The sequence below is a fragment of the Rheinheimera sp. F8 genome, from assembly GCF_001518915.1.
Genome location: NZ_CP013656.1, coordinates 1911472 through 1931504 on the forward strand (window position 1 = coordinate 1911472; position 20033 = coordinate 1931504).

21 protein-coding genes are annotated in these 20033 nt (G+C 44.1%); 14 read left to right on the forward strand and 7 right to left on the reverse strand.

Features of this window, described 5'->3' with window-relative positions:
* Positions 1–34: 34 nt before the first annotated feature.
* The 9 genes from ATY27_RS08605 (at position 35) to ATY27_RS08645 (ending at position 9730) form a co-directional block, all read left to right on the forward strand.
* Positions 35–553 carry a hypothetical protein gene (locus ATY27_RS08605; RefSeq protein WP_208932883.1) on the forward strand — a complete coding sequence of 173 codons (519 nt, stop codon included), beginning with the start codon at positions 35–37 and terminating at the stop codon, positions 551–553.
* Positions 554–620: 67 nt separating this feature from the next.
* Positions 621–1202: a hypothetical protein gene (locus ATY27_RS08610; RefSeq protein ID WP_208932882.1), complete on the forward strand. Its 582-nt coding sequence runs from the start codon at positions 621–623 to the stop codon at positions 1200–1202.
* 129 nt (positions 1203–1331) lie between these two features.
* Complete coding sequence (locus ATY27_RS08615) at positions 1332–1625, forward strand: helix-turn-helix transcriptional regulator (RefSeq protein WP_208932881.1); 294 nt, start codon at positions 1332–1334, stop codon at positions 1623–1625.
* Entirely contained in the window at positions 1612–2916 is a 1305-nt protein-coding gene (locus tag ATY27_RS08620) for a type II toxin-antitoxin system HipA family toxin (protein WP_208932880.1), read from the forward strand. Before ATY27_RS08615 ends, ATY27_RS08620 begins: the two co-directional genes overlap by 14 nt.
* A 121-nt stretch (positions 2917–3037) precedes the next feature.
* Entirely contained in the window at positions 3038–3868 is an 831-nt protein-coding gene (locus tag ATY27_RS08625) for a DUF2971 domain-containing protein (protein WP_208932879.1), read from the forward strand.
* Positions 3869–4793: 925 nt separating this feature from the next.
* A complete protein-coding gene (locus ATY27_RS08630; protein WP_208932878.1) occupies positions 4794–5945 on the forward strand; it encodes an N-6 DNA methylase in 1152 nt (383 codons plus the stop codon).
* A 4-nt stretch (positions 5946–5949) separates the two neighbouring features.
* Positions 5950–6846 carry a hypothetical protein gene (locus ATY27_RS08635; RefSeq protein WP_208932877.1) on the forward strand — a complete coding sequence of 299 codons (897 nt, stop codon included), beginning with the start codon at positions 5950–5952 and terminating at the stop codon, positions 6844–6846.
* Between the two features lie 2 nt (positions 6847–6848).
* Positions 6849–8825: a hypothetical protein gene (locus ATY27_RS08640; RefSeq protein ID WP_208932876.1), complete on the forward strand. Its 1977-nt coding sequence runs from the start codon at positions 6849–6851 to the stop codon at positions 8823–8825.
* Complete coding sequence (locus ATY27_RS08645; protein ID WP_208932875.1) at positions 8822–9730, forward strand: hypothetical protein; 909 nt, start codon at positions 8822–8824, stop codon at positions 9728–9730. Before ATY27_RS08640 ends, ATY27_RS08645 begins: the two co-directional genes overlap by 4 nt.
* Before the next feature lie 226 nt (positions 9731–9956).
* Here the strand turns inward: ATY27_RS08645 and ATY27_RS08650 are convergent, their stop codons facing one another.
* Positions 9957–10484: an H-NS histone family protein gene (locus ATY27_RS08650; RefSeq protein WP_208932874.1), complete on the reverse strand. Its 528-nt coding sequence runs from the start codon at positions 10482–10484 to the stop codon at positions 9957–9959.
* A gap of 103 nt (positions 10485–10587) precedes the next feature.
* On the opposite strand from ATY27_RS08650, the gene ATY27_RS08655 reads away from it, so the two are divergent.
* Positions 10588–11142 carry a hypothetical protein gene (locus ATY27_RS08655; protein ID WP_208932873.1) on the forward strand — a complete coding sequence of 185 codons (555 nt, stop codon included), beginning with the start codon at positions 10588–10590 and terminating at the stop codon, positions 11140–11142.
* Here ATY27_RS08655 and ATY27_RS08660 read toward each other — a convergent pair.
* Both ATY27_RS08660 and ATY27_RS08665 read right to left on the reverse strand, forming a co-directional pair.
* Complete coding sequence (locus ATY27_RS08660) at positions 11129–12373, reverse strand: site-specific integrase (RefSeq protein ID WP_208933167.1); 1245 nt, start codon at positions 12371–12373, stop codon at positions 11129–11131. The genes ATY27_RS08655 and ATY27_RS08660 overlap by 14 nt on opposite strands.
* Before the next feature lie 201 nt (positions 12374–12574).
* On the reverse strand, positions 12575–13435 hold the full coding sequence (locus ATY27_RS08665) for a YicC/YloC family endoribonuclease (protein WP_208932870.1): 861 nt from the start codon (positions 13433–13435) through the stop codon (positions 12575–12577).
* A gap of 241 nt (positions 13436–13676) precedes the next feature.
* On the opposite strand from ATY27_RS08665, the gene rph reads away from it, so the two are divergent.
* The 4 genes from rph to ATY27_RS08685 all read left to right on the forward strand — a co-directional run bounded on the left by rph (position 13677) and on the right by ATY27_RS08685 (position 16418).
* Positions 13677–14390, forward strand: coding sequence for a ribonuclease PH (gene rph, locus ATY27_RS08670; RefSeq protein WP_208932869.1), 714 nt, complete (start codon positions 13677–13679; stop codon positions 14388–14390).
* 24 nt (positions 14391–14414) lie between these two features.
* The gene (gene pyrE, locus ATY27_RS08675) at positions 14415–15056 is read left to right on the forward strand and encodes an orotate phosphoribosyltransferase (RefSeq protein ID WP_208932868.1); all 642 of its coding nucleotides are present in this window, start codon (positions 14415–14417) and stop codon (positions 15054–15056) included.
* 130 nt (positions 15057–15186) lie between these two features.
* Positions 15187–15558 (forward strand): diacylglycerol kinase, encoded by a 372-nt coding sequence (locus tag ATY27_RS08680; RefSeq protein ID WP_208933442.1) that lies wholly within the window; start codon positions 15187–15189, stop codon positions 15556–15558.
* A gap of 92 nt (positions 15559–15650) precedes the next feature.
* Positions 15651–16418 carry a transporter substrate-binding domain-containing protein gene (locus ATY27_RS08685; RefSeq protein ID WP_208932867.1) on the forward strand — a complete coding sequence of 256 codons (768 nt, stop codon included), beginning with the start codon at positions 15651–15653 and terminating at the stop codon, positions 16416–16418.
* On the opposite strand, the gene ATY27_RS08690 is transcribed toward ATY27_RS08685, so the two are convergent.
* Genes ATY27_RS08690 through coaBC form a run of 4 tightly spaced genes read right to left on the reverse strand, consistent with a single transcriptional unit; the run spans position 16412 to position 20022 of the window.
* Positions 16412–17749: a sialate O-acetylesterase gene (locus ATY27_RS08690; RefSeq protein WP_208932866.1), complete on the reverse strand. Its 1338-nt coding sequence runs from the start codon at positions 17747–17749 to the stop codon at positions 16412–16414. The two genes, ATY27_RS08685 and ATY27_RS08690, sit on opposite strands and share 7 nt — an antisense overlap.
* Before the next feature lies 1 nt (position 17750).
* Positions 17751–18344, reverse strand: coding sequence for a nucleoid occlusion factor SlmA (slmA, locus tag ATY27_RS08695; RefSeq protein ID WP_208932865.1), 594 nt, complete (start codon positions 18342–18344; stop codon positions 17751–17753).
* Positions 18345–18350: 6 nt separating this feature from the next.
* The gene (gene dut / locus ATY27_RS08700) at positions 18351–18809 is read right to left on the reverse strand and encodes a dUTP diphosphatase (protein WP_031566718.1); all 459 of its coding nucleotides are present in this window, start codon (positions 18807–18809) and stop codon (positions 18351–18353) included.
* Positions 18793–20022: a bifunctional phosphopantothenoylcysteine decarboxylase/phosphopantothenate--cysteine ligase CoaBC gene (coaBC, locus tag ATY27_RS08705; protein WP_208932864.1), complete on the reverse strand. Its 1230-nt coding sequence runs from the start codon at positions 20020–20022 to the stop codon at positions 18793–18795. Before coaBC ends, dut begins: the two co-directional genes overlap by 17 nt.
* Positions 20023–20033: the final 11 nt, after the last annotated feature.

Genomic DNA, 20033 nt, shown 5'->3' on the forward strand with positions numbered 1-20033 from the left:
CGTTTATCCACGTATGAACAAATAGAGATTTAAAGTGAACCAGTTTGAAGAGCTCTGTAAGTTAGCATCATCGGAAAATTGGTGTTGGAAGCTATTCTGCACAACCTGCGGCCATATGCATTTTCGGTATGCGTTTGCTGAACTGGCTAATGGTAAATCACCAACGGATCCTGACTGGCCAATTCATGCCGAAAATTCTGAGTTTCGAACACTTGGTCAATACCCATACAGATTTAGCAAGGCACAAATACAGGCCATTCTAAAAATTTGTCATGATGCTGATTTATTGGCGATAGCTCAAATGTGTCGATTTCCAGATTGGCTTGGTTACCTTGGTCTAATCCTAAAACATTGTGAGGGAAATTCAGACTATCCGCAGCTTTCAGCAACTTGGTCTGCACAACTAGCTGACGTTGTAACAAGCGAAACACCTATTCATGCAAAGCTCTTAAATATAGCCAACGGCAAAGGTGAGCTTTCGATTGCTGATCTAGAAATGATTGAACAGAATATTGACATCAGATTTCGTTTCAAATCAATGCGAGATATCTAAACATGGCTGCATTTACTGGTACTCACAAGGAGTTTAAACGCATATCGGTCCACGCTTACGCAATCGGGTGCAACAACTGACTAAAAACCATAAGGCTCAAATTTCCGCCTGCCAGCATTGTGATGCAAAAGAAAATCTTGAGTCTGCTCATGTGCACGGTCGAGACAGAAATGACATTATTGAATCAATTCTGAGTCAAGATTCTATTGATGGTATTGTCTCTGTAAATATTGAAAAGTTCGAAGAACGTTTTATCGAAGAACATCAACCACTTGAAAAGTCTATCTTGATTCTGTGTCGCGAATGTCACCGCAAATATGATGCAAAACCCAAGCAAGCTAAACAGAAGCTTCACAGTGCAGAAAGCACGCCTAAAAATTCCACGAAACGCGCAGGTGTATTAACAATCACCTTTGAACCCTCAGATGAACAAGTTTTTAAACAAAAGCTTTTACTGAATAAGCAAGCCGTCATCGAGACTCGTTACGCCAATGGTACTGTTGAGTCAAAAGTTTGGAATGCCGATAGGTTTAATGCTTCATCCAACTTACTTGGTAATCTGCGTTCTCGTCCTGAATTCCGAGCAGGAAAATGGCAAGAAGCCGGTATCACTCGTGTTCATCTCTACTTCTCTAACGAGCCAAACTGATTTCGTATACTGAATTTTGTTGGCAAATATTCAGTTCATCAGCCAATGTAACTCTATAAATAGCTATAATAGTATCCATACAATGAATTTTATGAGAAAAATGGATACAGATGTATCTATTGAGGTGCTATGGAACACTTAAGCCTGTTGTCAGTCCACGATGTGCAAACTGATCTCTGTCAGTGGTTACGTGATCAGCGTAAGCAGCGTAAATGGTCACGAGACGACTTAGCGGAAAAAAGTTTAGTGCCTGCTGCCACGATTAAAAAGTTTGAAACAACCGGTCAGATCTCACTAAGACAATTTCTGATGTTGTGGCAATCGGTTGACGAGCTCTCGCGGCTGCAACAGTTAACGAATACAGGTCATGTAAAACCATTACCAACCAGCATTGATGAGGTATTAGCGAATGAGCCTCGATAAAAATGCATTCAAGCGAACCAACCGGTTAGATGTGTACCGCACTCTAGCGACTGGTGAGCAGGTATTGGTTGGCGTGATGGCGCAAAACCGTCAAGGTACGTTCTTTCAATATCAGGCGGACTATCTGCAAAAGTTTGGCAATTTGTCGCCGTTTAAACTCAAAGCTGATACTTCACTGCAACTTGCACCAGCTGAACCGCATTTCGGTTTGCATGGTGTATTTGCAGATTCCTTACCTGATGGTTGGGGCATGCTGCTGATGGACAGATTGTTTCGACAACATCAGTTACTGCCTTCACAAGTTACTGCAATGGATAGACTCGCCTTCGTAGGCAATCGCGGCATGGGTGCACTGTCGTTTCAGCCAGTGTCTGAACTTAGTATGCAAAATCCGCATGAGTATTTTGACCTGAATACTTTAGGCACAGAAGCACAGCTATTTTTTGATGGTCATACCGAAGATGTGCTGGCTGCGTTAGTACAGGCTGGTAGTTCTGGTGGAGCTCGTCCTAAAGCACAACTTTATTTTACACCAAACGATAGTCAGCGCTGCAGCACCACCACTTTTGAAAATGCTGAAGCTTGGTTGGTTAAGTTTACTTCTGAGCGATTAGCACTTGGTCATGAAGAAGGGATGTGCGAGGCTACTTATTTACAGCTGGCAAAAACTGTTGGTATTGATGTGCCTGGCTGGAAATTGCTTGAATCTACTGACGGTGCAGTAAAGCGACATTGGTTAGCATTAAAGCGGTTTGATGTAACTTCCAATAAGCATGTCGAAGGTCGCTTGCATTTGCTCAGTACCTGCGGACTGCTTGATGCTAATTTCAGACTGCCAAGTTTGGATTACGAAGATCTGATTAAAGTCAGTAGCGCACTCTGTAAAAGTCCTGCTGCAGGCCAACAACAATTTAAGCGTGCGGTATTTAACCTGTTTGCGCTGAATCAGGATGACCACAGCAAAAACTCTGCATTTTTACAGGATGACAACGGCCAGTGGCAACTCGCACCTTTTTATGATGTTACCTTTAGTCCATCCGCATATGGTGAACATGCAACTGCCTTTGTCGGCTATGGTAAAACACCCACGCTCAAAGCGATGCAAAAGTTAGCAGCACAAGCGAACTTTGCTAATTGGTCGCAAGCACAGCAAGTGATTAAAGAAGTAGTTGAACTGATGCAGCAATTCGCGGTGGTGGCTAAGGCGAATGGCGTTTCTGCAAACACGATTAAGCTTATTTCGAATCAGTTGGAGCGTGTCCGAATCGAAAACAGATCGATTTTCATGTAGAAAGTATCAAGCCTATCACTCCATTATGATGTTACGTATGAATGTTAGTTTGGTACCAAAACTTATGACAAGTTGTAAATAGACATAAGTTTTTTTATATTTAATGTAGGCAGGATATACTATGAGATTGTATCATTATACAAGTGTTGCAGCAGTTTATTCCATTTTGAAAAACAGAAAGATTTGGATAACCGATATTCGGTTTTTAAATGATTCAAAAGAATTACATATTGGAATGGAATTGTTGCTTAAAAATATCGTGTCTGCTTCTCCTAATATTTATTCTAACCATGAGTATTGGGAAATGGCTAAGTCGTTTTTGCTCAATGAAATATCTAATTCTAGAATGTGTGTTGTGGGGGAGGATCCATTATATGTTTTCTCATTAAGCTCCGATGGTGATTGCTTAAGTCAATGGCGAGCTTACGGCTCCTATGCAATTGAGTTTGATTCAACAATCATTGAAAGCGAAGTATCAAAGCTCCAAAAATGCTTATACCGAGATGATGAAAAATTAATTAGCGCTCAGGAGCATGCTTTGGATTCAATTGTCTCTACAAGCAATGCCTTCCGTAAATACAATGGTATGCACGGGCCAGACACAATTAATGCTTCTTTTTCGTTATATCTTCAAGCGGCTATTTACAAACACATTGGATTCCAAGAAGAAAAAGAATCCAGAATAATAATTTCTCCCTACATGCATGATTTCGAATATGAAGTGAAATACAGACCAAAAGGTGATTTGCTTGTACCATATGTAGAATTAGATTTACCTTTAGAGTGTATTAAATCGGTGACTGTTGGTCCTCACCCAAGTCAAGAATTGGCATTGGCATCGATGTCTGAATATGTCAGGGCAATTGAAAAGGATTGGCAGATTAGCCAAGGAAACATAGAATTTTTTATTGATGTAAAAGCATCAAAAATCCCATATCGTCCTGTGGGTTAACAAATTTTTTATCGCTGACTATTTTCGGGTGAAAACTGCGTGCAGTCATAACAAATAGAGAGTCTAATAAAATCAATAAAGCACTGCCGGCAGTGATTTGTTATGAACGTTTACGAAGCGTAAACAACCATCTAATTGGGCTGCTAGAAGAACACTCAAGCTATGTTCGTGAACATGGAGCAAACTTTTCCGAATTCGACAACGATGCCATTGTATATTCGTTTATAAATGTTTGACATGACGCGGACGTTGAGCAACCGTTGACTGTGATACCGCTAGAAGCCTTACTGATAAATAACTGAAGCTCCAATCTTAAGCGAAACTCAGACACCAGAATATGACGAAAAGCCATATATACACAGCTGTGTATGTGAAAATTCATTGAACTATACGGAATGACTGATGTAAAAATACTTAAGAGTTACATCAATTAACTGCGTCAAAGTATAAAATATTCTCATATATTAGGGTGTTTTTGGCCGGAGAATTCTGTTAAACATGCAGACAGTGTGCTACTTTATTAATCGTATTCTGCTAGCAGGCAAGTATTGAAGCGCAGGGTATGGAGAAGAACAGTTAGGCCGATTTTGATCTTTAAACGGTAGTTTTAAACAATGCGCATTAAAGTTTATTAGCGTTTATCATGAGGACTATTGACTGAAGGCGCTCTCGCAACTATGACTCATACGCTTTGTCTATAGCTAGGTGTAAAGTTATATATTATTTAGCAAAATTGGAATTAAGACATTTATCATAAAATAAATTTGCGTGTTTCTATCCACACTCGATTGGATTATCAAGGCAATAAATTCTAAGATGTTAATTGATTGCTTGTTGGAATTATATATTTAATTTCAGTTGTTAATACTATCATTGGCGAAATTTTTTAAAAACGGATTTTAACGTTACATATTGAAGAAAAGATATGACCGATAATTTGAATCAGTATTATACAAGAAATGAATTCAGTGACAGCCTTGTTAATACAATTAGCATGAATAATCCATTAATTGCTCTAGATTTGGGTTTTGGTTCAGGTGATCTATTACTTGCAGCTAAAAGAAGGTGGCGAAACATTAGTTTGGTCGGTATTGATCTAGATTCAAAAAATGTTACTGAAGCAAATGAAAAAAAATTAATCGAGGCAATCCATCTTGATGGTTTTTGTTTAGAACTTCCCGATTATATTAGATTAAATTACGGGAGTGTAGATTTACTATTATCAAACCCTCCATTCTATTCCAAAAGTATAGATAGAAACTGCAGGGAAGTTTTAAAAAAAGCTGGATTAGAGTTTTGCATTGGGAAGAATACAAAAACCATACCGGCAGAAATAATTTTTTTAGCACAAAACATTAGGCTTCTTACAGAAGAGGGCCAGATTGGCATAATACTACCGGCTGGTCTCCTAACCGGAATACGTTGGAGAAAGTTAAGAAAGCATATTTTCGAAAATTACAAGGTTAATGAAATAATACAACTTCCAAGGAACAGCTTTCATAAAACAGAAGCTGAAACATTTATACTTAATATCTCAATGAGGAAAATTGATGACTTCGTGTATGATATTAAAATCACAGATTACCTAAGTAAGAGTAGTATTTTTATAGAAAAATCTTGTGCAATTTTACGTGCAGATTACTCATATCACAATAAATCACATTCAACATTACCTGTTTACAAAAATGAAGATTACAAAATTTTTAGGGGTAGCCTCAGCAATAAGAGCTGTTCACTGAAGTATAAATTTCACATTCACACATCAGATCTCCCAGTAGCACCTACTGAAATCTATATTCCACAATTCGATGAAGAGCATGAAAGTTTTGCAAAATCCGGTGATATCTTAATAGCTCGTGTCGGAACCAGATGCATTGGAAGAATTGCATTTATTAAAGATGGAAATGCACCGGTAAGTGACTGCGTAATTGTAATTAGACCTAAAAACTTAGTAATTGGACAATATTTATGGAGTAAAATATCCTCCAGTGATGGTGTTGAATACATTACAAATTCAGCACTTGGTGTAGGTGCGAAATACATAACGCAAGAATATATTTGTCGGTTATTAGGATAAAAAAATGGAATTACCGGATAATTATGGAGTTTTCAAAAGTTTAGTAAAATCTAGAATTAGAACTTATTGCGATACGAAAATATGGCCATTTGATATTGAAGTTGTACATGCTTGGCTTGGGAATTTTGATAGCGAGATAGATGAATATGTTGCTTTACAATTACTTGATAGCCTTATAGTTCGCAGTAAAGAGATGGCTATATCAAGTTACCAAACACTGTTTAATTCTTTACTTTGGCAGGTATTAAAAGAAAATGATATTTTACGCGATACAGATTTGCTCGAATGGATTTCAAAGTTAAAAAGTGGAAGATTGGCCCATCTAATTAAATTTTTGCCAGTGAAAATTGAGAACGAACATGGTGAGTCCGGTAGCACTATTTACAGGATGTTATCCTCTATACTTGAAACTAACTATTACGCATTTACGCCATCTACCAATGCACCTAAGGCATTAATATTAATAGATGACTTTTTAGGTAGTGGCAGACAATTTACAGATCAGTTTGCGGCAGAGTTTAAACTTGATGAACAGATTAAACACATGACAATAATATACTGTCCACTCGTTGCTCTTGAGTCAGGAATTTGCAATCTGATCGAAAGATTTCCAAAATTAATAGTTCTACCATGTGAAGTTCTCAAAGACGAGCACGCCTTTTTAAATGTAAATCAAACATCTTTATTCAAAAACGACCAAAAAAATACGGTAAAAGATGTTATAGCTCATTTCATGACGATGAAAGAAAAATATGCGCCAAAAAGTAGCTACTGGATGGGTGATAATGATTCATGTATACCTATTGTTTTTCAATGGGGATGTCCAAACCAAGCACCTTCAATTCTTTGGCATCGAAGCGATCGTGGAAACTGGAATCAACTTTTTGGACGGAGGTTATAACTATGCTTCTAAATGAATTAATTAACAAACTATCAACAGCTCGCCTCGAATTCCAAAGCAATAATGGCAGTGTATTAAATAAATTTGTTGTTCCTTTCTTCATTGATCGGCTCGATTTAAGAAATTTGTCGCATTCAATTGCACTAGTTGGTTCTAGAGGCTCAGGAAAAAGTACATATATTCAACATTTTTCTCATGCAACTAGATTTGATGTTAATTTAAAAAATGTTGAACCAAATGAGTTGAAATACGTTTTGTTTTACTGGAAACCAGATATTGCATATTGCCAAGGGTTAAAGTCTAGCTGGCTAGGTGATGATGCTTTGAGATTTTTTTCTGTGCATTCGACTTTATCACTAGTTGAAGAAATATGTAAATTTGTGAAGAATGCATCTTTCCACTTTGAAAATATTAAAAATGAATTACTAGAAAATGGAAAGTTCTGGCGAGTTTTAACCATTATTTCAAAACAAAAAGTCTCAAACTTCAGTGATATTTTTACATGGATTTCTGACCAAAAATACCAACTTTCTACTAGACTGAATCCGGTTAATTTAGATGGGTTACCCTCGTTTGAAACAAAATATGTTGTTCAATACCTATTAGATTGTATAAGAAATGAGTGTTCTGATTTTTCTGAAACAAATTTTAAAATTTTTATCGACGAATTCGAGTTACTAACAGAAAATCAGCAGCGATTACTTAATTCTTACCGTAAGGAATCTACAAGTTCACTGAGTTGGAATGTAGCATATAAATCCAATGCAGCGCCAACGAATGAGACAACTACAGACCAATGGCTTCAAGCTCCTGATGATTACGTGTCCTATAATCTTGATGAATTCATAAAATCTGACTATAGAATATTTGCGGCTGAAATTTTTCTACTTACATTACAGAATGCGGGTATAAAGTGTAATATAGAAGAGTTGACTCCAGAGTTCTTAGGAAATAGAGATAATATTGAGTCTAGGAAGAACCCTAGTTACCAAGACTCAGTTGTAAGTTTATTGAACAGAATACTTCCTACTCCATCGGTTAAGGACATATCAAGTACAGCAGTAGCAAATACAGCGATTAGAAATAAGTTACTAAGATTACTAGAAACGTTGAGTTTTTCTAAAAATCAGATTGAAAAAATTTTTTCAGATCCGAGCTTTGCTATCACAATTTTGGGTACGCATAGGCAACGAAATTTCGATTTAAAAGAAATAGCTGCATACCTAAACGAAGAAAAATCAAATGAGAGAAATAGAAGATTTTTAGATAAAATTAAAAGTTATGAGTTTAGTACTTTAATTTCTTTAAACTTACAAAATGCTTCCGTTAATCTGCCTGTATATGCTGGTTTCGAACGTTTTATCACAATGACATCACCAAATGTCAGACACTTTAAAGAAATCTGTTTGAATGCTCTTAAAATGTCCAATGACATAGATAGCAAATTAAACTATATATATTTGGAAGATATTTCTCCCATTTCTCTATCAGGAATGCATTTAGGTGCTGTTTCAACTAGTTCCGATTTGGTTCGAGAAGTCATCAGTTATCCTCCATTTGGAAGAAAACTATCTCATCTTGTTAATAGAATTGGAGAGCTGTTCAGGATTTCTCAAAAAAGCAGCTACCAAACTGAGCCCGAAAGAACTGTTTTTTCTCTTAAATACGATTTTGCAGGCTCGGATGTAGATCTTGAGAATATCATTGAGTCAGCCCTTAGTTGGAGAGTAATTGTTGCAAGCGATTCTCGCAGGCAAAAGGACGAAGCTGATTCGTATAACATTGAATTCCAATTGAACCCAGTCTATGCACCAAAATTTGGCATATCTTATAGGAAGATGCGAGGTGTTCTATTAACTGTAGATGATTTTAAAACTATAGTTGCTGGTAGTTCCGAAGAGTTTGATAGTTTAAGGAAAAAATTTCAGATTAAGTGGAAATGCACTGAGGATGAGGTTGTTCAGGGTGTTTTATTATGATTTCAATTTATGATTGGTTAAATAAAACTGCCCATAAAATTACAAGTTTTGTAAGCGATAAGTATTATGACGTAACATTTACTAGTGCAGAAAGCTTGGATGAGAGAAGTGGTTGGGTTTCTGAATTCTGCAGTCGTGTCTCGCATAAATTAGTATCTGTTGAATACAATCCAGATCTAGTCAAACTTAAATTAGGTGATTCTATATATAATCTTGCTGATATTGCAAGTATACCGGTGTTGAAAGGTAAATATTTATTGGATGCTACATCTTTAGCGTTGCCAGAGATATTGCAGTTATTTCGCATTTTTGACATGAAAAAAGTCGATTTTGATGTTCTCTATGTCCAGCCGACTGGATACAGAGAGCACGTTTCAACTGATGTATCAGATTCAAAAGTTTTTGATCTGTCAGATGATGGTCATGGTCTACAATTAATTCCTCCTTTTGTAGGTACAACGGCTGATTCACAAATATTTGTGTGTCTCGGATTCGAAGGCCATAGACTTGGCACTTTAATCCACTGTGAAGAATACATAACGGATAAAACATTTTGCCTAATCGGAGTACCGGCTTTTAAATCTGGCTGGGAAAATATTACTCTATCGAATAATAGTGAACAGCTATCTAAGTTATTAGGCTACAACAAATTCGGGATTAGATATGCAGGTGCTAATGATCCTATATCTACTTATGAATCTATTAATAAGGTTTATTGTTCTCTAAGCTACGAGCGAAAAATCCTATGTTTAGTTCCAATTGGAACTAAACCTGCAACTATAGCAGCTGCGCAGTTTGCGATTAATAATAAAAATGTAATAGTGGCTTTTGATTTTGTTAGGAAGAAAAAGAATAGAACTGAAGGCTCAGATATAGTGCATATATGGAAATTTAAGGTTGATTAAATTTTTAGTAATTTCGTTAAGTTTTGAGTAGCTACTCACTCATAATTTAATCAATATTTGATAAGGTAACTATTTCTATTTTTTCACTATTGTTAAGTTATTTTTTGCATTTCAAATATATAAAATAATTAATTTTATTGCAGATGCATTGAATAAAGTGAAGATAATAATGAAAGATCTAATATGAACTCATCTCTAGAGTGAATTAGATCTTCCATATTTGTATCTACTTCTGAGTTAATATCTCATTACCATTCTGCTCTGCCCAAGCATTCCAAATTTCAACCTTAGAGTTAAAGCTTTCTGTCGCTTGAGCTACTGCTTCAGCAATCAGTGGTGATATCTCACTTTGAAATTTCTTTTCGACCTTAGCAAATGGCACAACTTTAATACCACGTTCTTCCAAGCCTTTTTTCATGGTATGTGTTTTCAGCAAGTGTAACTTGCCATTTTCAACATAGAAAAATTGGCTTTCTGGATTCAGCGTTTTGAACTTAGGTTTGGTTGGACGTTTTCCAGCTTCGACTTTTTCTTCAACCACTTCAGCAACGACATTGGTTGTCAGTTGCAGGCCGAGTTGCTCAAGAGAGAAACCTTGTGCTTTTGCCAGTTGTTTAATTTGTTCGATGGTATCAATTTCTTTTTGACGATCAGCGATGACTGATTGCAGTACTTCAATCGCTTCATGAATTTTGGCAACAGAGATTTCTTTGGCGGCTTTTTTCAGTTCTTTTTTATCAAGCAGAATAGACATGGTATTTCCATTGGTTGGTGAGATCGAATACCTTTAGGTTACTCAATTTCTGCGTGTCATGCACTATTGTTTGTTCATTCATATGGTTAAAGAGGCTTAAGTTATGGCAACTATTAAAACACGCGTATTCAAGGATGGCGCAAAATCTTTAATCAAGAAATTGCGTAGCGATGTCTCACCTGAACATTCAGCATTTAAATTTGTTGATCAATGTCTTGTGCTATTGGATGGCTTCGGCAAACAGAAGAAAAAAGATCAAATGGATGTAGCTGTAAAGCTGAATAAGTTGATCGATAAAATTTCCGATAAAGCTGATTTACCAAAATTGAAGAAACAGATCATCGATGCGGAAAAGTCGCGTCGTTATGCGTTACCGAAAAAGAAAATTACTTTAACCAAAGAAGTAGCTGCGCTATTGCAGTCATCAGTTGCTACTTATTTGAATAAGCGGCGAGTGTCTTATCAAGTTGCGGTTACCACACTGCTGGATTTGGCTGCTGACAAACTCACAGCTGCCGACGAAAAGGACAAAATCCGTAAAGCATTTTCCAAGGTGCATGTCGTCAAGAAACTGCCTGAACGGGTTAAAAGTGAGGTGACGGTAGCTCCTCCCGGCACCCTCGATAAAATGGTGATGGACGTAATCAAAGGTCAATAAATTCTGATGTCAGACTTTTGAGGTCAAAGTATTGCTCTAATCTGTCAGCAACTCTTTGATGAGCAATTCTGCGCTCTTCAAGGTAGTCGTGACGGTCATAAATACCCTCAACACCTTTGAGCTTATGGTTCAAACAACGTTCTGCCACATCACCTGAAATGCCTAACTTGGCACACATGGTGCGGAAGGTTCGGCGAAGGTCATGCACACTAAAACAGGTGATATCTCCCATCAAATTGGTTGGTTGAACCTTACGGCCAGCCTCATGACCAAAACATTTGGTGATTGCTCGGTTTAACGTATCTGAGCCAACATGAGGTTTTTTGCTGTGTTGTCTGGCTGGAAACACGTATTCAGAAAAACCAGCAAACACTTTAAGCGTCTTGAATAGCAGCATTGCTTGTGACGGTAATGGAATAGTGATGGGGACACCGGTTTTCATCCTTTCTTTTGGCAGGTGCCACAAGGCATTGTCTAAGTCGAATTCAGACCACTTGGCTTCACAAAGCTCCGATTTACGAACGCCTAACATCAAGAACAGGCAGCAAGCGATGTAGTTATCACGCCCAAAACTGCTGATGTTTTCGCGAAACACTCGAAACACTTCGGCTATTTCTTCTTCAGTCAAAGCCCTGCTTTTCGCTTCTTCGATGCCACCTGCATCATTCGTGGTAAAGGTTGCTGCAGGGTTGTTAGTTAGCAGACCGATCTTGATGCCATGCTGAAACAGCTGCTTCATATACATTAGAGCATCGTTGCAGACCGTTGGTCGCTTTGATTCGCGAATATTTACCAGTATTTTTCGGATATCCAATGGCGTGACGGACGCAACCGATAGCTCACCGATAACAGGATGAATATCTTTGCCGTAGATGCGATAGGGAATTTGTGGGTGTTTTAACCGTGGCCGCAGGTCATGTTCGAACCAGTCATCAAAAAGCCGATCGCAATTGTAGGCTTGAGCAGATTGCGCTCGGTTTTTCTCAACCAGTGGATCTTTGCCTTCATTCCTTAGCGCTGTCATTTCACCAGCTTTTCGGTTGGCTTCAGAAAGCGACATCTCAGGGTATTTACCAATAGTCATGTAGCGCCGTTTGCCATTGATGACATAGCGGAATTCCCAACTAGCCACACTGTATTGGTTCAGACGGAAGTAGAGGTTACTACCAACAGGCTTACGGACAGGTAAGCCTGCACTGATGATTTTTTTGAGCTCAGAAACTGTGATCATGCGGAAAAAGCTCCATAAATTCGACACTTATGGAGCTTATACTAGTAACCATTTTGATGTATTGCAATAGTGCAACTGGTAACCAAACTGGTAACCATCTGATTGGTGCTGCTTGGGTTATAAAGATACAGTATGATTATGTAATTATTTTTAAATCAGCTACTTATGATTCAATGAAGCAGTTTGAAACAGTTTGGAAATTTATTCGACATTCTGGATCTGCTCCCGCATCTGCTCAATCAACACCTTCAGCTCCACCGCCGTATTGGTGATCTCGGTAGAAATCGCCTTTGACGACAACGTATTCGATTCGCGGTTAAATTCTTGCATCATAAAGTCGAGACGACGGCCGATGGCGCCACCTTGTTTTAGGTGATGGCGGGTTTCTTTGATGTGGGCGTCGAGGCGGTCGAGTTCTTCGGCGACGTCGGATTTTTGTGCCAGGAAGGCCATTTCCTGCTCGAGGCGGTTTTGGTCCATCTCGGCTTTGATTTCCTGTAAGCGGGTCAGCATTTTGTCGCGTTGCCATTGCAGTGCTTGTGGCAGATGTACGCGTAAGTTGGCGACGTGGGTGGTGATTTGGTCGAGGCGATCACGGATCAGCTGTTCAATCGCCACGCCTTCGCGGCCACGGCCGGCGAGGAAATCTTTCATCGCGATGTCAAAACCGGCCAGCAATTCGGCTTGCACTGAGTCCATGTCTTCTTCTTGTGTTTCCATCACGCCGGGCCAGCGCAGGATGTCGGCGATATTCAGCTGGGCTTGCGGGCACTGCGCCGTTAACGCCTGCGCCGCTTTGATTAACTGGCCGGCGAAGGCTTCATTAATCTTTAAATCGCCGCTTTGCTGTGCTGCGTTATAACGCAGATTCACTTCCACTTTGCCGCGTTGCAGGCTCTGGCGCAGTTTGTCGCGCAGCAGGCTTTCCATGCCACGGAATTGCTCGGGTAACCGAAAATAACTCTCGAGATATCTTTGGTTAACTGAACGGATCTCCCATACGGCGTTGCCCCAGGTCGCTTTAATTTCGTGACGGGCAAAAGCGGTCATGCTGTGGATCATGCGATTATCCTTTTATACATCTGGAATAGCGGAAATTCCGAGTATACCCAGAACATCGGCGTTAGGCGAATATCGCCAAAATCATCGCAGATCCGGGCCTGTTTCGACGGTGTTGTCGTTAGTGGATGCGACGAGGCCCTCCGGATCTCAAAGCAAGAAGGGTATAGATGGCAGGATGATGGTGAAAGCCCTATAATGCCGCCATCATTTTTCGCTCATTCAGCGACCACCGAGGTTTCCCATGCGTCCAAGCGGCAGAACAGCCAGTCAGATCCGTCCTATCAGTTTCACCCGTCAATTCACTGCCCACGCCGAAGGTTCGGTGCTGGTTGAGTTTGGTAACACCAAAGTGTTGTGCACCGCGTCGGTTGAAGAAGGAGTGCCACGTTTTATGAAAGGCCAGGGTAAAGGCTGGATCACCGCGGAATACGGCATGCTGCCGCGTTCTACCCATACCCGCAACGACCGCGAGGCCGCCCGTGGTAAACAAGCCGGTCGCACCATGGAAATCCAACGTTTAATCGGTCGCGCCCTGCGCGCTGCAGTCGATTTAAAACTGCTCGGTGAAAACACCATCACGTTCGACTGCGACGTGATCCAGGCCGACGGCGGCACCCGCACAGCAGCCATCACCGGCGCTTGCGTAGCTTTATGTGACGCACTGAACTTTATGCGCGCCAAAGGCATGATTAAAACCAACCCATTAAAATACATGGTTGCTGCAGTGTCTGTCGGTATCTACAAAGGCGAACCTGTGGCTGACCTGGAATACGTTGAAGATTCAGCCGCTGAAACTGACATGAACGTGGTGATGACCGAAACCGGCAAACTGATTGAAATTCAGGGTACTGCCGAAGCCGAGCCATTCAGCTTCGAAGAAATGCAGGCGATGCTGGCGCTGGCGAAAGACGCGATCCGCGAAATCGTCGACGAACAAAAACGTGTTTTGGCATAACGAATCTGTCTAAAAGGTCTTCCGATGAAAGCTTTTCAACAAGAATTTATTGAATTTGCCCTGTCGCGTCAGGTGCTGAAATTTGGTTCATTTACGCTGAAATCCGGCCGTACCAGCCCGTATTTCTTTAACGCCGGTTTGTTTAATACCGGCGGCGATCTGGCGAAACTGGGCCGCTTTTATGCTGCGGCGCTGATGGATGCCGGCATTGATTTCGACGTGTTGTTTGGCCCGGCCTATAAAGGTATTCCGATCGCGACGACCACAGCCGTCGCCTTAGCGGAACACCATGACCGCGACGTACCGTACTGCTTTAACCGCAAAGAAGCTAAAACCCATGGTGAAGGCGGCAGTCTGGTAGGTTCGCCATTAAAAGGCCGCATCATGCTGGTCGATGATGTGATCACCGCCGGCACTGCGATCCGCGAATCGATGGAAATCATTCAGGCGCAGGGCGCGGAACTGGCTGGCGTGCTGATCGCACTGGATCGGCAGGAACGCGGCAAAGGCGAACTGTCGGCCATCCAGGAAGTGGAACGTGATTTTGGTACCAAAGTGGTGTCGATCATTGGTCTGAAAGACTTAATCCAATACCTCGAAGGCAAACCAGAAATGGCTGCGCATCTGGATGCGGTCAAAGCTTACCGCGCTGAGTTTGGCGTCTGAGATTGGCGTAGGGATCGGACAGATTTGTCTTCAGGAATTGTTAAGCTTAAGCTGCGATAAATGAAAGCGTTCTGTCATCTGTACAGGCCAGCGATGCTGGCCTGATTGTTTTAAAGCGGAGTCTGTGTTGATCAACAAACCAAACGGCAGCGGTGTTGGCCGCATTCTGAAAGCAACTGAATGTTCACGTAAAGGCTTTGTCGCCGCCTGGCGGTTTGAAGCGGCGTTCCGGCAGGAAGCTTTGCTTGCGATGCTGATGTTTCCATTATCTTTTGTGCTGGCTGAATCGGTTGGCCACTGGGCTTTGCTGGTCGGTGTGTTGTTATTGGTGCTGATAGTTGAGCTGCTGAATTCAGCAATTGAAGCGCTGACCGACCGTGTGAGTCTGGAACGCCATGAACTGTCCGGCCGCGCCAAAGACATGGGCTCTGCTGCGGTTACCTTAAGCCTGACTATTGTTGCCTTGGTATGGGGCGCAGCGATCTGGCAATTACTGCACTGAGTGAATGCGGGTGATGGTTCCTAAAATGGATACGCTGCAGCAATGCAGTTGTGCTATGGTGATATTTTACCAATGCCGGAGCTGTCCACCTGATGTTTGTGCGCAGGTTCTTTTTACTCCTTTGCTTATTGCATCCGCCGCTGTTTGCGGCGGAAACCTTTTGTTATGACGGACCTGTCGACAGCGTCAACCAACAACCTGTAGTAGTGGCCGGCCAGCGCATTTATGGTCAGCATACCGCCCGTGTAGCGGGCTGGGTATTGCAGCAATTACCTCAGGCGACTTTTATTAATTTGCCCTGGCAGCGTTGCCTCGCTCAAGTCCGGACCGGACGCGTGACCGGTTTGTTGTCGATAGGCTGGACGGCGGAGCGGGCAAAGGAATATCAGTTTCCCGAACGCAACGGCGCGCCGGATCCAAGCCAGGCCTTGTACGACGTGCCTTATCTGATTTTTGTACGCAAAGACAGCAAAGTGCAATGGGACGGTCAGCGTTTTCTCGGTCTGCAATATGGCCTGATCACACTGAAAGGTTATGTCGCCGAGCAACGGCTGCGTGACCTGAATGCGTTGTCACCGCTGGAGCTGGATATTAATCAGGGCGTTGATTTACTGTTGAATCGTCGCATCGACGGTTACGTCATTCCACCCGGTACCACCTTGCAGCAGTTCCGCCAACATCCGGCTGCGGCGCAGGTGCGCCAGCTCGAGCAGCCGCTTTTCAGCATGCCGCTGTATTTAGCCTTTTCGCCGAAATATTGTCAGGAAAATCCCGAACGTTGCCAGACCGTCTGGCGTCATCTGGCGGCGCAGCGTCAAGCCTACGAAGCCGCCCGGCAAAGTGCAGCCAGTGGTCAATAAACAGCTGGCACCGACCATTTCTGTGGCAACAAAGGTTCGCCTTGTGCTGTGTACAAGCTCAGCTGCGGCTGCGCGGACAAACCATACAGCAATATGCTGGTTTCGGGCGGCAGTTGCAGCAGGATCTGCTGACCATCGGCACTGAGTTCTGCCTGCACTTCGCGAATCTGCCCCTTTGCATTCATGCAATAAAACCCTGTGAGTGGAGTCGTGCGACCCTGCCAGCGTGCGGCGCCGGCTTGCACCGGCAATTGCAGGAAAGTGCCGGCGCTGTGGTGTTGCAGTGTTGCCAGCCACAAGCCGGCAGCGCGCTGGCCGCTGAGTAATGCAGCCAACGCCAGCACCAGTCGCCGCGCCAATTCGGCTTTTAAAGGCGGATGAATATCCTTCTCGTCGCCCAAATCAGCGGCCGACACTAAAGCACAGTTGGGTGTCACCGCAGCAAGTTGTTGCTGTGCGAGGCGCACCTGGACAAAACCATGTTGCAGGTCCGGCAAGCCCGGCTTGCCAAAGCCGGCGATTTGTACCAACAACAGCGGGAAATCCCAACCGGCGTAGCGGCGGCAACTGTGTAGCCATTGCTGCAGTTTGTCAGCATAGTGAGCAGCCTCTTTGCCCATCGCATCCTGCTCGCCCTGATACCACAACAACGCAGCAAAGGGCTGTTGCAGCCAGGGCGCCAGCTTTGCGGCGAATAAAGCGCCCGGTTGCCACGGGCTGCTGGCAGGAACAGAAGCTTCGGTCCAGGCGTCAATCGCAGAACCTGGCCAGCTCAAATCGACCAGACCGAGCATCATCGGGCTTTGCGAACTTAAAGTGCTGGCCACGTATTCATGACTGAAGTGATACAGCAGCGCCGGCCAGTGCGGATAACTGGCACTATTTTGTTGCAGCCATTGCCCGGTGCCGTGCAGATCGGCCGCATCGGTAACATAACAGCGTACGTTACACAAAGCGTCAGCAGCCGGAAGTTGCAGGGCTGCGGAAAGCTGGTCAGGATAGCGCGCCAGCGGCCAGCCAACATTGGACTGACCGGCAAATAACAGCAATTGGCCAAACCACAGGTCGTGCAAACTGATAAGCACAACGTCAGCCAACGTGATGGTGCAAGTCCAGGGGCCAGATGGCGGCTGTGGCGGAATGTCGACGCTGAAAACACCTTGGGCGTCGGTGTGGGTTTCGACCTGATAAAGCTTGTGTTGGGATTGTAAGGTGACGCGCAGAAGTTGCTTTGGCGCGGCAGTGCCGCTCAACTGCTGCGGCTCGTTATGTTGCAGCACCGCGCCTGATGACCATCTCGCGGTCAGGCGGATCATGCTCATCCGCGCCATGTTAGTCCTGCGCGAACAGTGCCGCTTTCAGTGCGGGCCACTGGCTGGCAAAACTCTGATGCGGCGGTTCTTTAAAACCGCTGCGGACATACTGAAGCAACCGGCCTTCGATAAAGGCGAGCAACAAATTGGCCACCGCCGCTTCGTCACCATGGCGTTTGCCGGTGCCGAGTTTACGCTCACGCAAGCATTGCTTCAGTTGTTTTTCCAGCCCGTCGAGCAGCTGACAGACCCGTTCGCGCAGCCGTTCCTGTTCACCCTGTAAGGCTTCACTGGTCAGCAGCCGGCATAAGCCGGGCCTGCGGCCGGCGAATTGCAGCAAAGCTTCCAGCATCAGCTGAATACGCGCTTCGGCTTGTTTGTGGGTTTGAAAAATGATGCGGAATTCGTGTTGCAGTTCGTGCTCAATCAGGTCAAGCAAGCCTTCAAACATCCGCGCTTTGCTGGGGAAATGACGGTATAACGCGGCTTCAGTGACGCCCACTTGCACCGCAAGTGCGGCGGTAGTAATACGCTGACCGGGGCTTTTTTCCAGCATCACGGCCAGCGCATCCAGAATTTCTGCTTTGCGATTGCTGCTTCTGGGCGTCGACATCAGCGGTTACGACCGGCCTGAGTGGCCAAATCCACCTTCACCGCGCTCAGAGGTGTCGAATTCTTCGACCAGTTCAAATTGCGCCTGCACGACTGGCATAAACACCAGCTGGGCAATGCGGTCGCCCGGCTGAATAGTAAAAGCGTTTTGACCGCGGTTCCAGGTTGAAATCATCAGCTGGCCCTGATAATCCGAATCAATGAGGCCTACCAGATTGCCGAGCACGATGCCGTTTTTGTGGCCCATGCCGGAGCGCGGCAGAATCGTCGCGCACAGGTTGGCATCGCCGATGTGAATGGCAAGGCCGGTCGGGATCAGTTCAGTCTGGCCTGGTAACAGCGTCAGCGGTTCGTCTAATAACGCACGTAAATCCAAACCGGCAGAACCTGGCGTGGCGTATTCCGGCAACGGGTATTCAGTACCAATGCGGCGGTCGAGGATTTTCAGTTCAATGCTTTTTTTCATGTTGGTATTGCTCATAAATCAGGGAAATTAAGGCTTGGGCCAGGTCGGTTTTGCTGCGTTGGCCCAGCGCGAATTCAGCCGTGTTGCTGTACACCGTGATGGCGTTTTGTTCGCTGTTAAAGCCAAGCGCCGGATCAGACACGTCGTTGGCACATATCAGGTTGAGGTTTTTCTTTTGCAGTTTTTGCCGGGCATATTCCGCGACTTTTTCTGTCTCGGCGGCAAAACCGACAGTAAAAGGCCGTTGCGTAGTGAGCGCCGCGACACTGGCGATAATGTCCGGGTTTTTCACCAACTGCAGCGTCAGGCCGTCATTGTCGGCAGTTTTTTTGATTTTCTGTGACGCGAGCGCAGCCACGCGAAAATCAGCTACAGCAGCGCAGCCGATAAAAATGTCGCTGTTAGGCGCTTGTTGCATGCTGCTGACATACATCTGTTCGGCGGTGGTGACATCAATGCGCGTTACACCGGTTGGCGTGGCCAATTGCACCGGGCCACTAATCAGCGTCACTTCAGCACCAAGTGCTGCAGCAGCGGTTGCGAGGGCATAACCCATCTTGCCGGAACTGTGGTTGCTGATGTAACGCACCGGGTCAATCGCTTCACGTGTCGGCCCGGCAGTAATGGTCACTTTCACGCCTTGCAGTGGTTGCTGCGCCGGTGCAGCCAGCACGCCAATCATGGCATCGACCAGCTGCAGCGGTTCCAGCATCCGGCCCGGCCCGACATCGCCGCACGCCTGTTCACCGGCATTAGGCCCAAATATGTGAATGTTTCGTGAAATTAAAGTTGATAAATTGGCTTGGGTCGCTATGTTCTTATACATCTGCTGATTCATCGCCGGTGCGATCGCCAGCGGCGCGTTGCTTGCCAGGATGCAGGTGGTCAGCAGATCATTTGCGAGGCCATGGGTGATGCGGGCGATCACGTCCGCCGAGGCGGGTGCTACTAAGATAAAGTCGGCCCATTTGGCCAGCTCGATATGGCCCATCGCAGCTTCAGCCGCCGGGTCCAGCAACGACTGGCCCACCGGATTGCCGGACAGTGCCTGTAGCGTCAGAGGGGTAATAAATTCAGCAGCGGCTGGCGTCAGGATCACCCGGACGTCAGCGCCACGCTCTTTAAGGCGGCGGACCAGATCTGCAGATTTGTAGGCAGCAATGCCACCGCTGATCCCAAGCAGGATCTTTTTACCAGCAAGGATGTTGTGCATAAGGAAACCAT

Coding starts and splice junctions, on each gene's coding strand:
- ATY27_RS08615 (WP_208932881.1), top strand. CDS start 1,332: ATGGAACACTTAAGCCTGTTGTCAGTCCACGATGTGCAAACTGATCTC.
- ATY27_RS08620 (WP_208932880.1), top strand. CDS start 1,612: ATGAGCCTCGATAAAAATGCATTCAAGCGAACCAACCGGTTAGATGTG.
- ATY27_RS08625 (WP_208932879.1), top strand. CDS start 3,038: ATGAGATTGTATCATTATACAAGTGTTGCAGCAGTTTATTCCATTTTG.
- ATY27_RS08630 (WP_208932878.1), top strand. CDS start 4,794: ATGACCGATAATTTGAATCAGTATTATACAAGAAATGAATTCAGTGAC.
- ATY27_RS08635 (WP_208932877.1), top strand. CDS start 5,950: ATGGAATTACCGGATAATTATGGAGTTTTCAAAAGTTTAGTAAAATCT.
- ATY27_RS08640 (WP_208932876.1), top strand. CDS start 6,849: ATGCTTCTAAATGAATTAATTAACAAACTATCAACAGCTCGCCTCGAA.
- ATY27_RS08645 (WP_208932875.1), top strand. CDS start 8,822: ATGATTTCAATTTATGATTGGTTAAATAAAACTGCCCATAAAATTACA.
- ATY27_RS08650 (WP_208932874.1), bottom strand. CDS start 10,484: ATGTCTATTCTGCTTGATAAAAAAGAACTGAAAAAAGCCGCCAAAGAA.
- ATY27_RS08655 (WP_208932873.1), top strand. CDS start 10,588: ATGGCAACTATTAAAACACGCGTATTCAAGGATGGCGCAAAATCTTTA.
- ATY27_RS08660 (WP_208933167.1), bottom strand. CDS start 12,373: ATGATCACAGTTTCTGAGCTCAAAAAAATCATCAGTGCAGGCTTACCT.
- ATY27_RS08665 (WP_208932870.1), bottom strand. CDS start 13,435: ATGATCCACAGCATGACCGCTTTTGCCCGTCACGAAATTAAAGCGACC.
- rph (WP_208932869.1), top strand. CDS start 13,677: ATGCGTCCAAGCGGCAGAACAGCCAGTCAGATCCGTCCTATCAGTTTC.
- pyrE (WP_208932868.1), top strand. CDS start 14,415: ATGAAAGCTTTTCAACAAGAATTTATTGAATTTGCCCTGTCGCGTCAG.
- ATY27_RS08685 (WP_208932867.1), top strand. CDS start 15,651: ATGTTTGTGCGCAGGTTCTTTTTACTCCTTTGCTTATTGCATCCGCCG.
- ATY27_RS08690 (WP_208932866.1), bottom strand. CDS start 17,749: ATGGCGCGGATGAGCATGATCCGCCTGACCGCGAGATGGTCATCAGGC.
- slmA (WP_208932865.1), bottom strand. CDS start 18,344: ATGTCGACGCCCAGAAGCAGCAATCGCAAAGCAGAAATTCTGGATGCG.
- dut (WP_031566718.1), bottom strand. CDS start 18,809: ATGAAAAAAAGCATTGAACTGAAAATCCTCGACCGCCGCATTGGTACT.
- coaBC (WP_208932864.1), bottom strand. CDS start 20,022: ATGCACAACATCCTTGCTGGTAAAAAGATCCTGCTTGGGATCAGCGGT.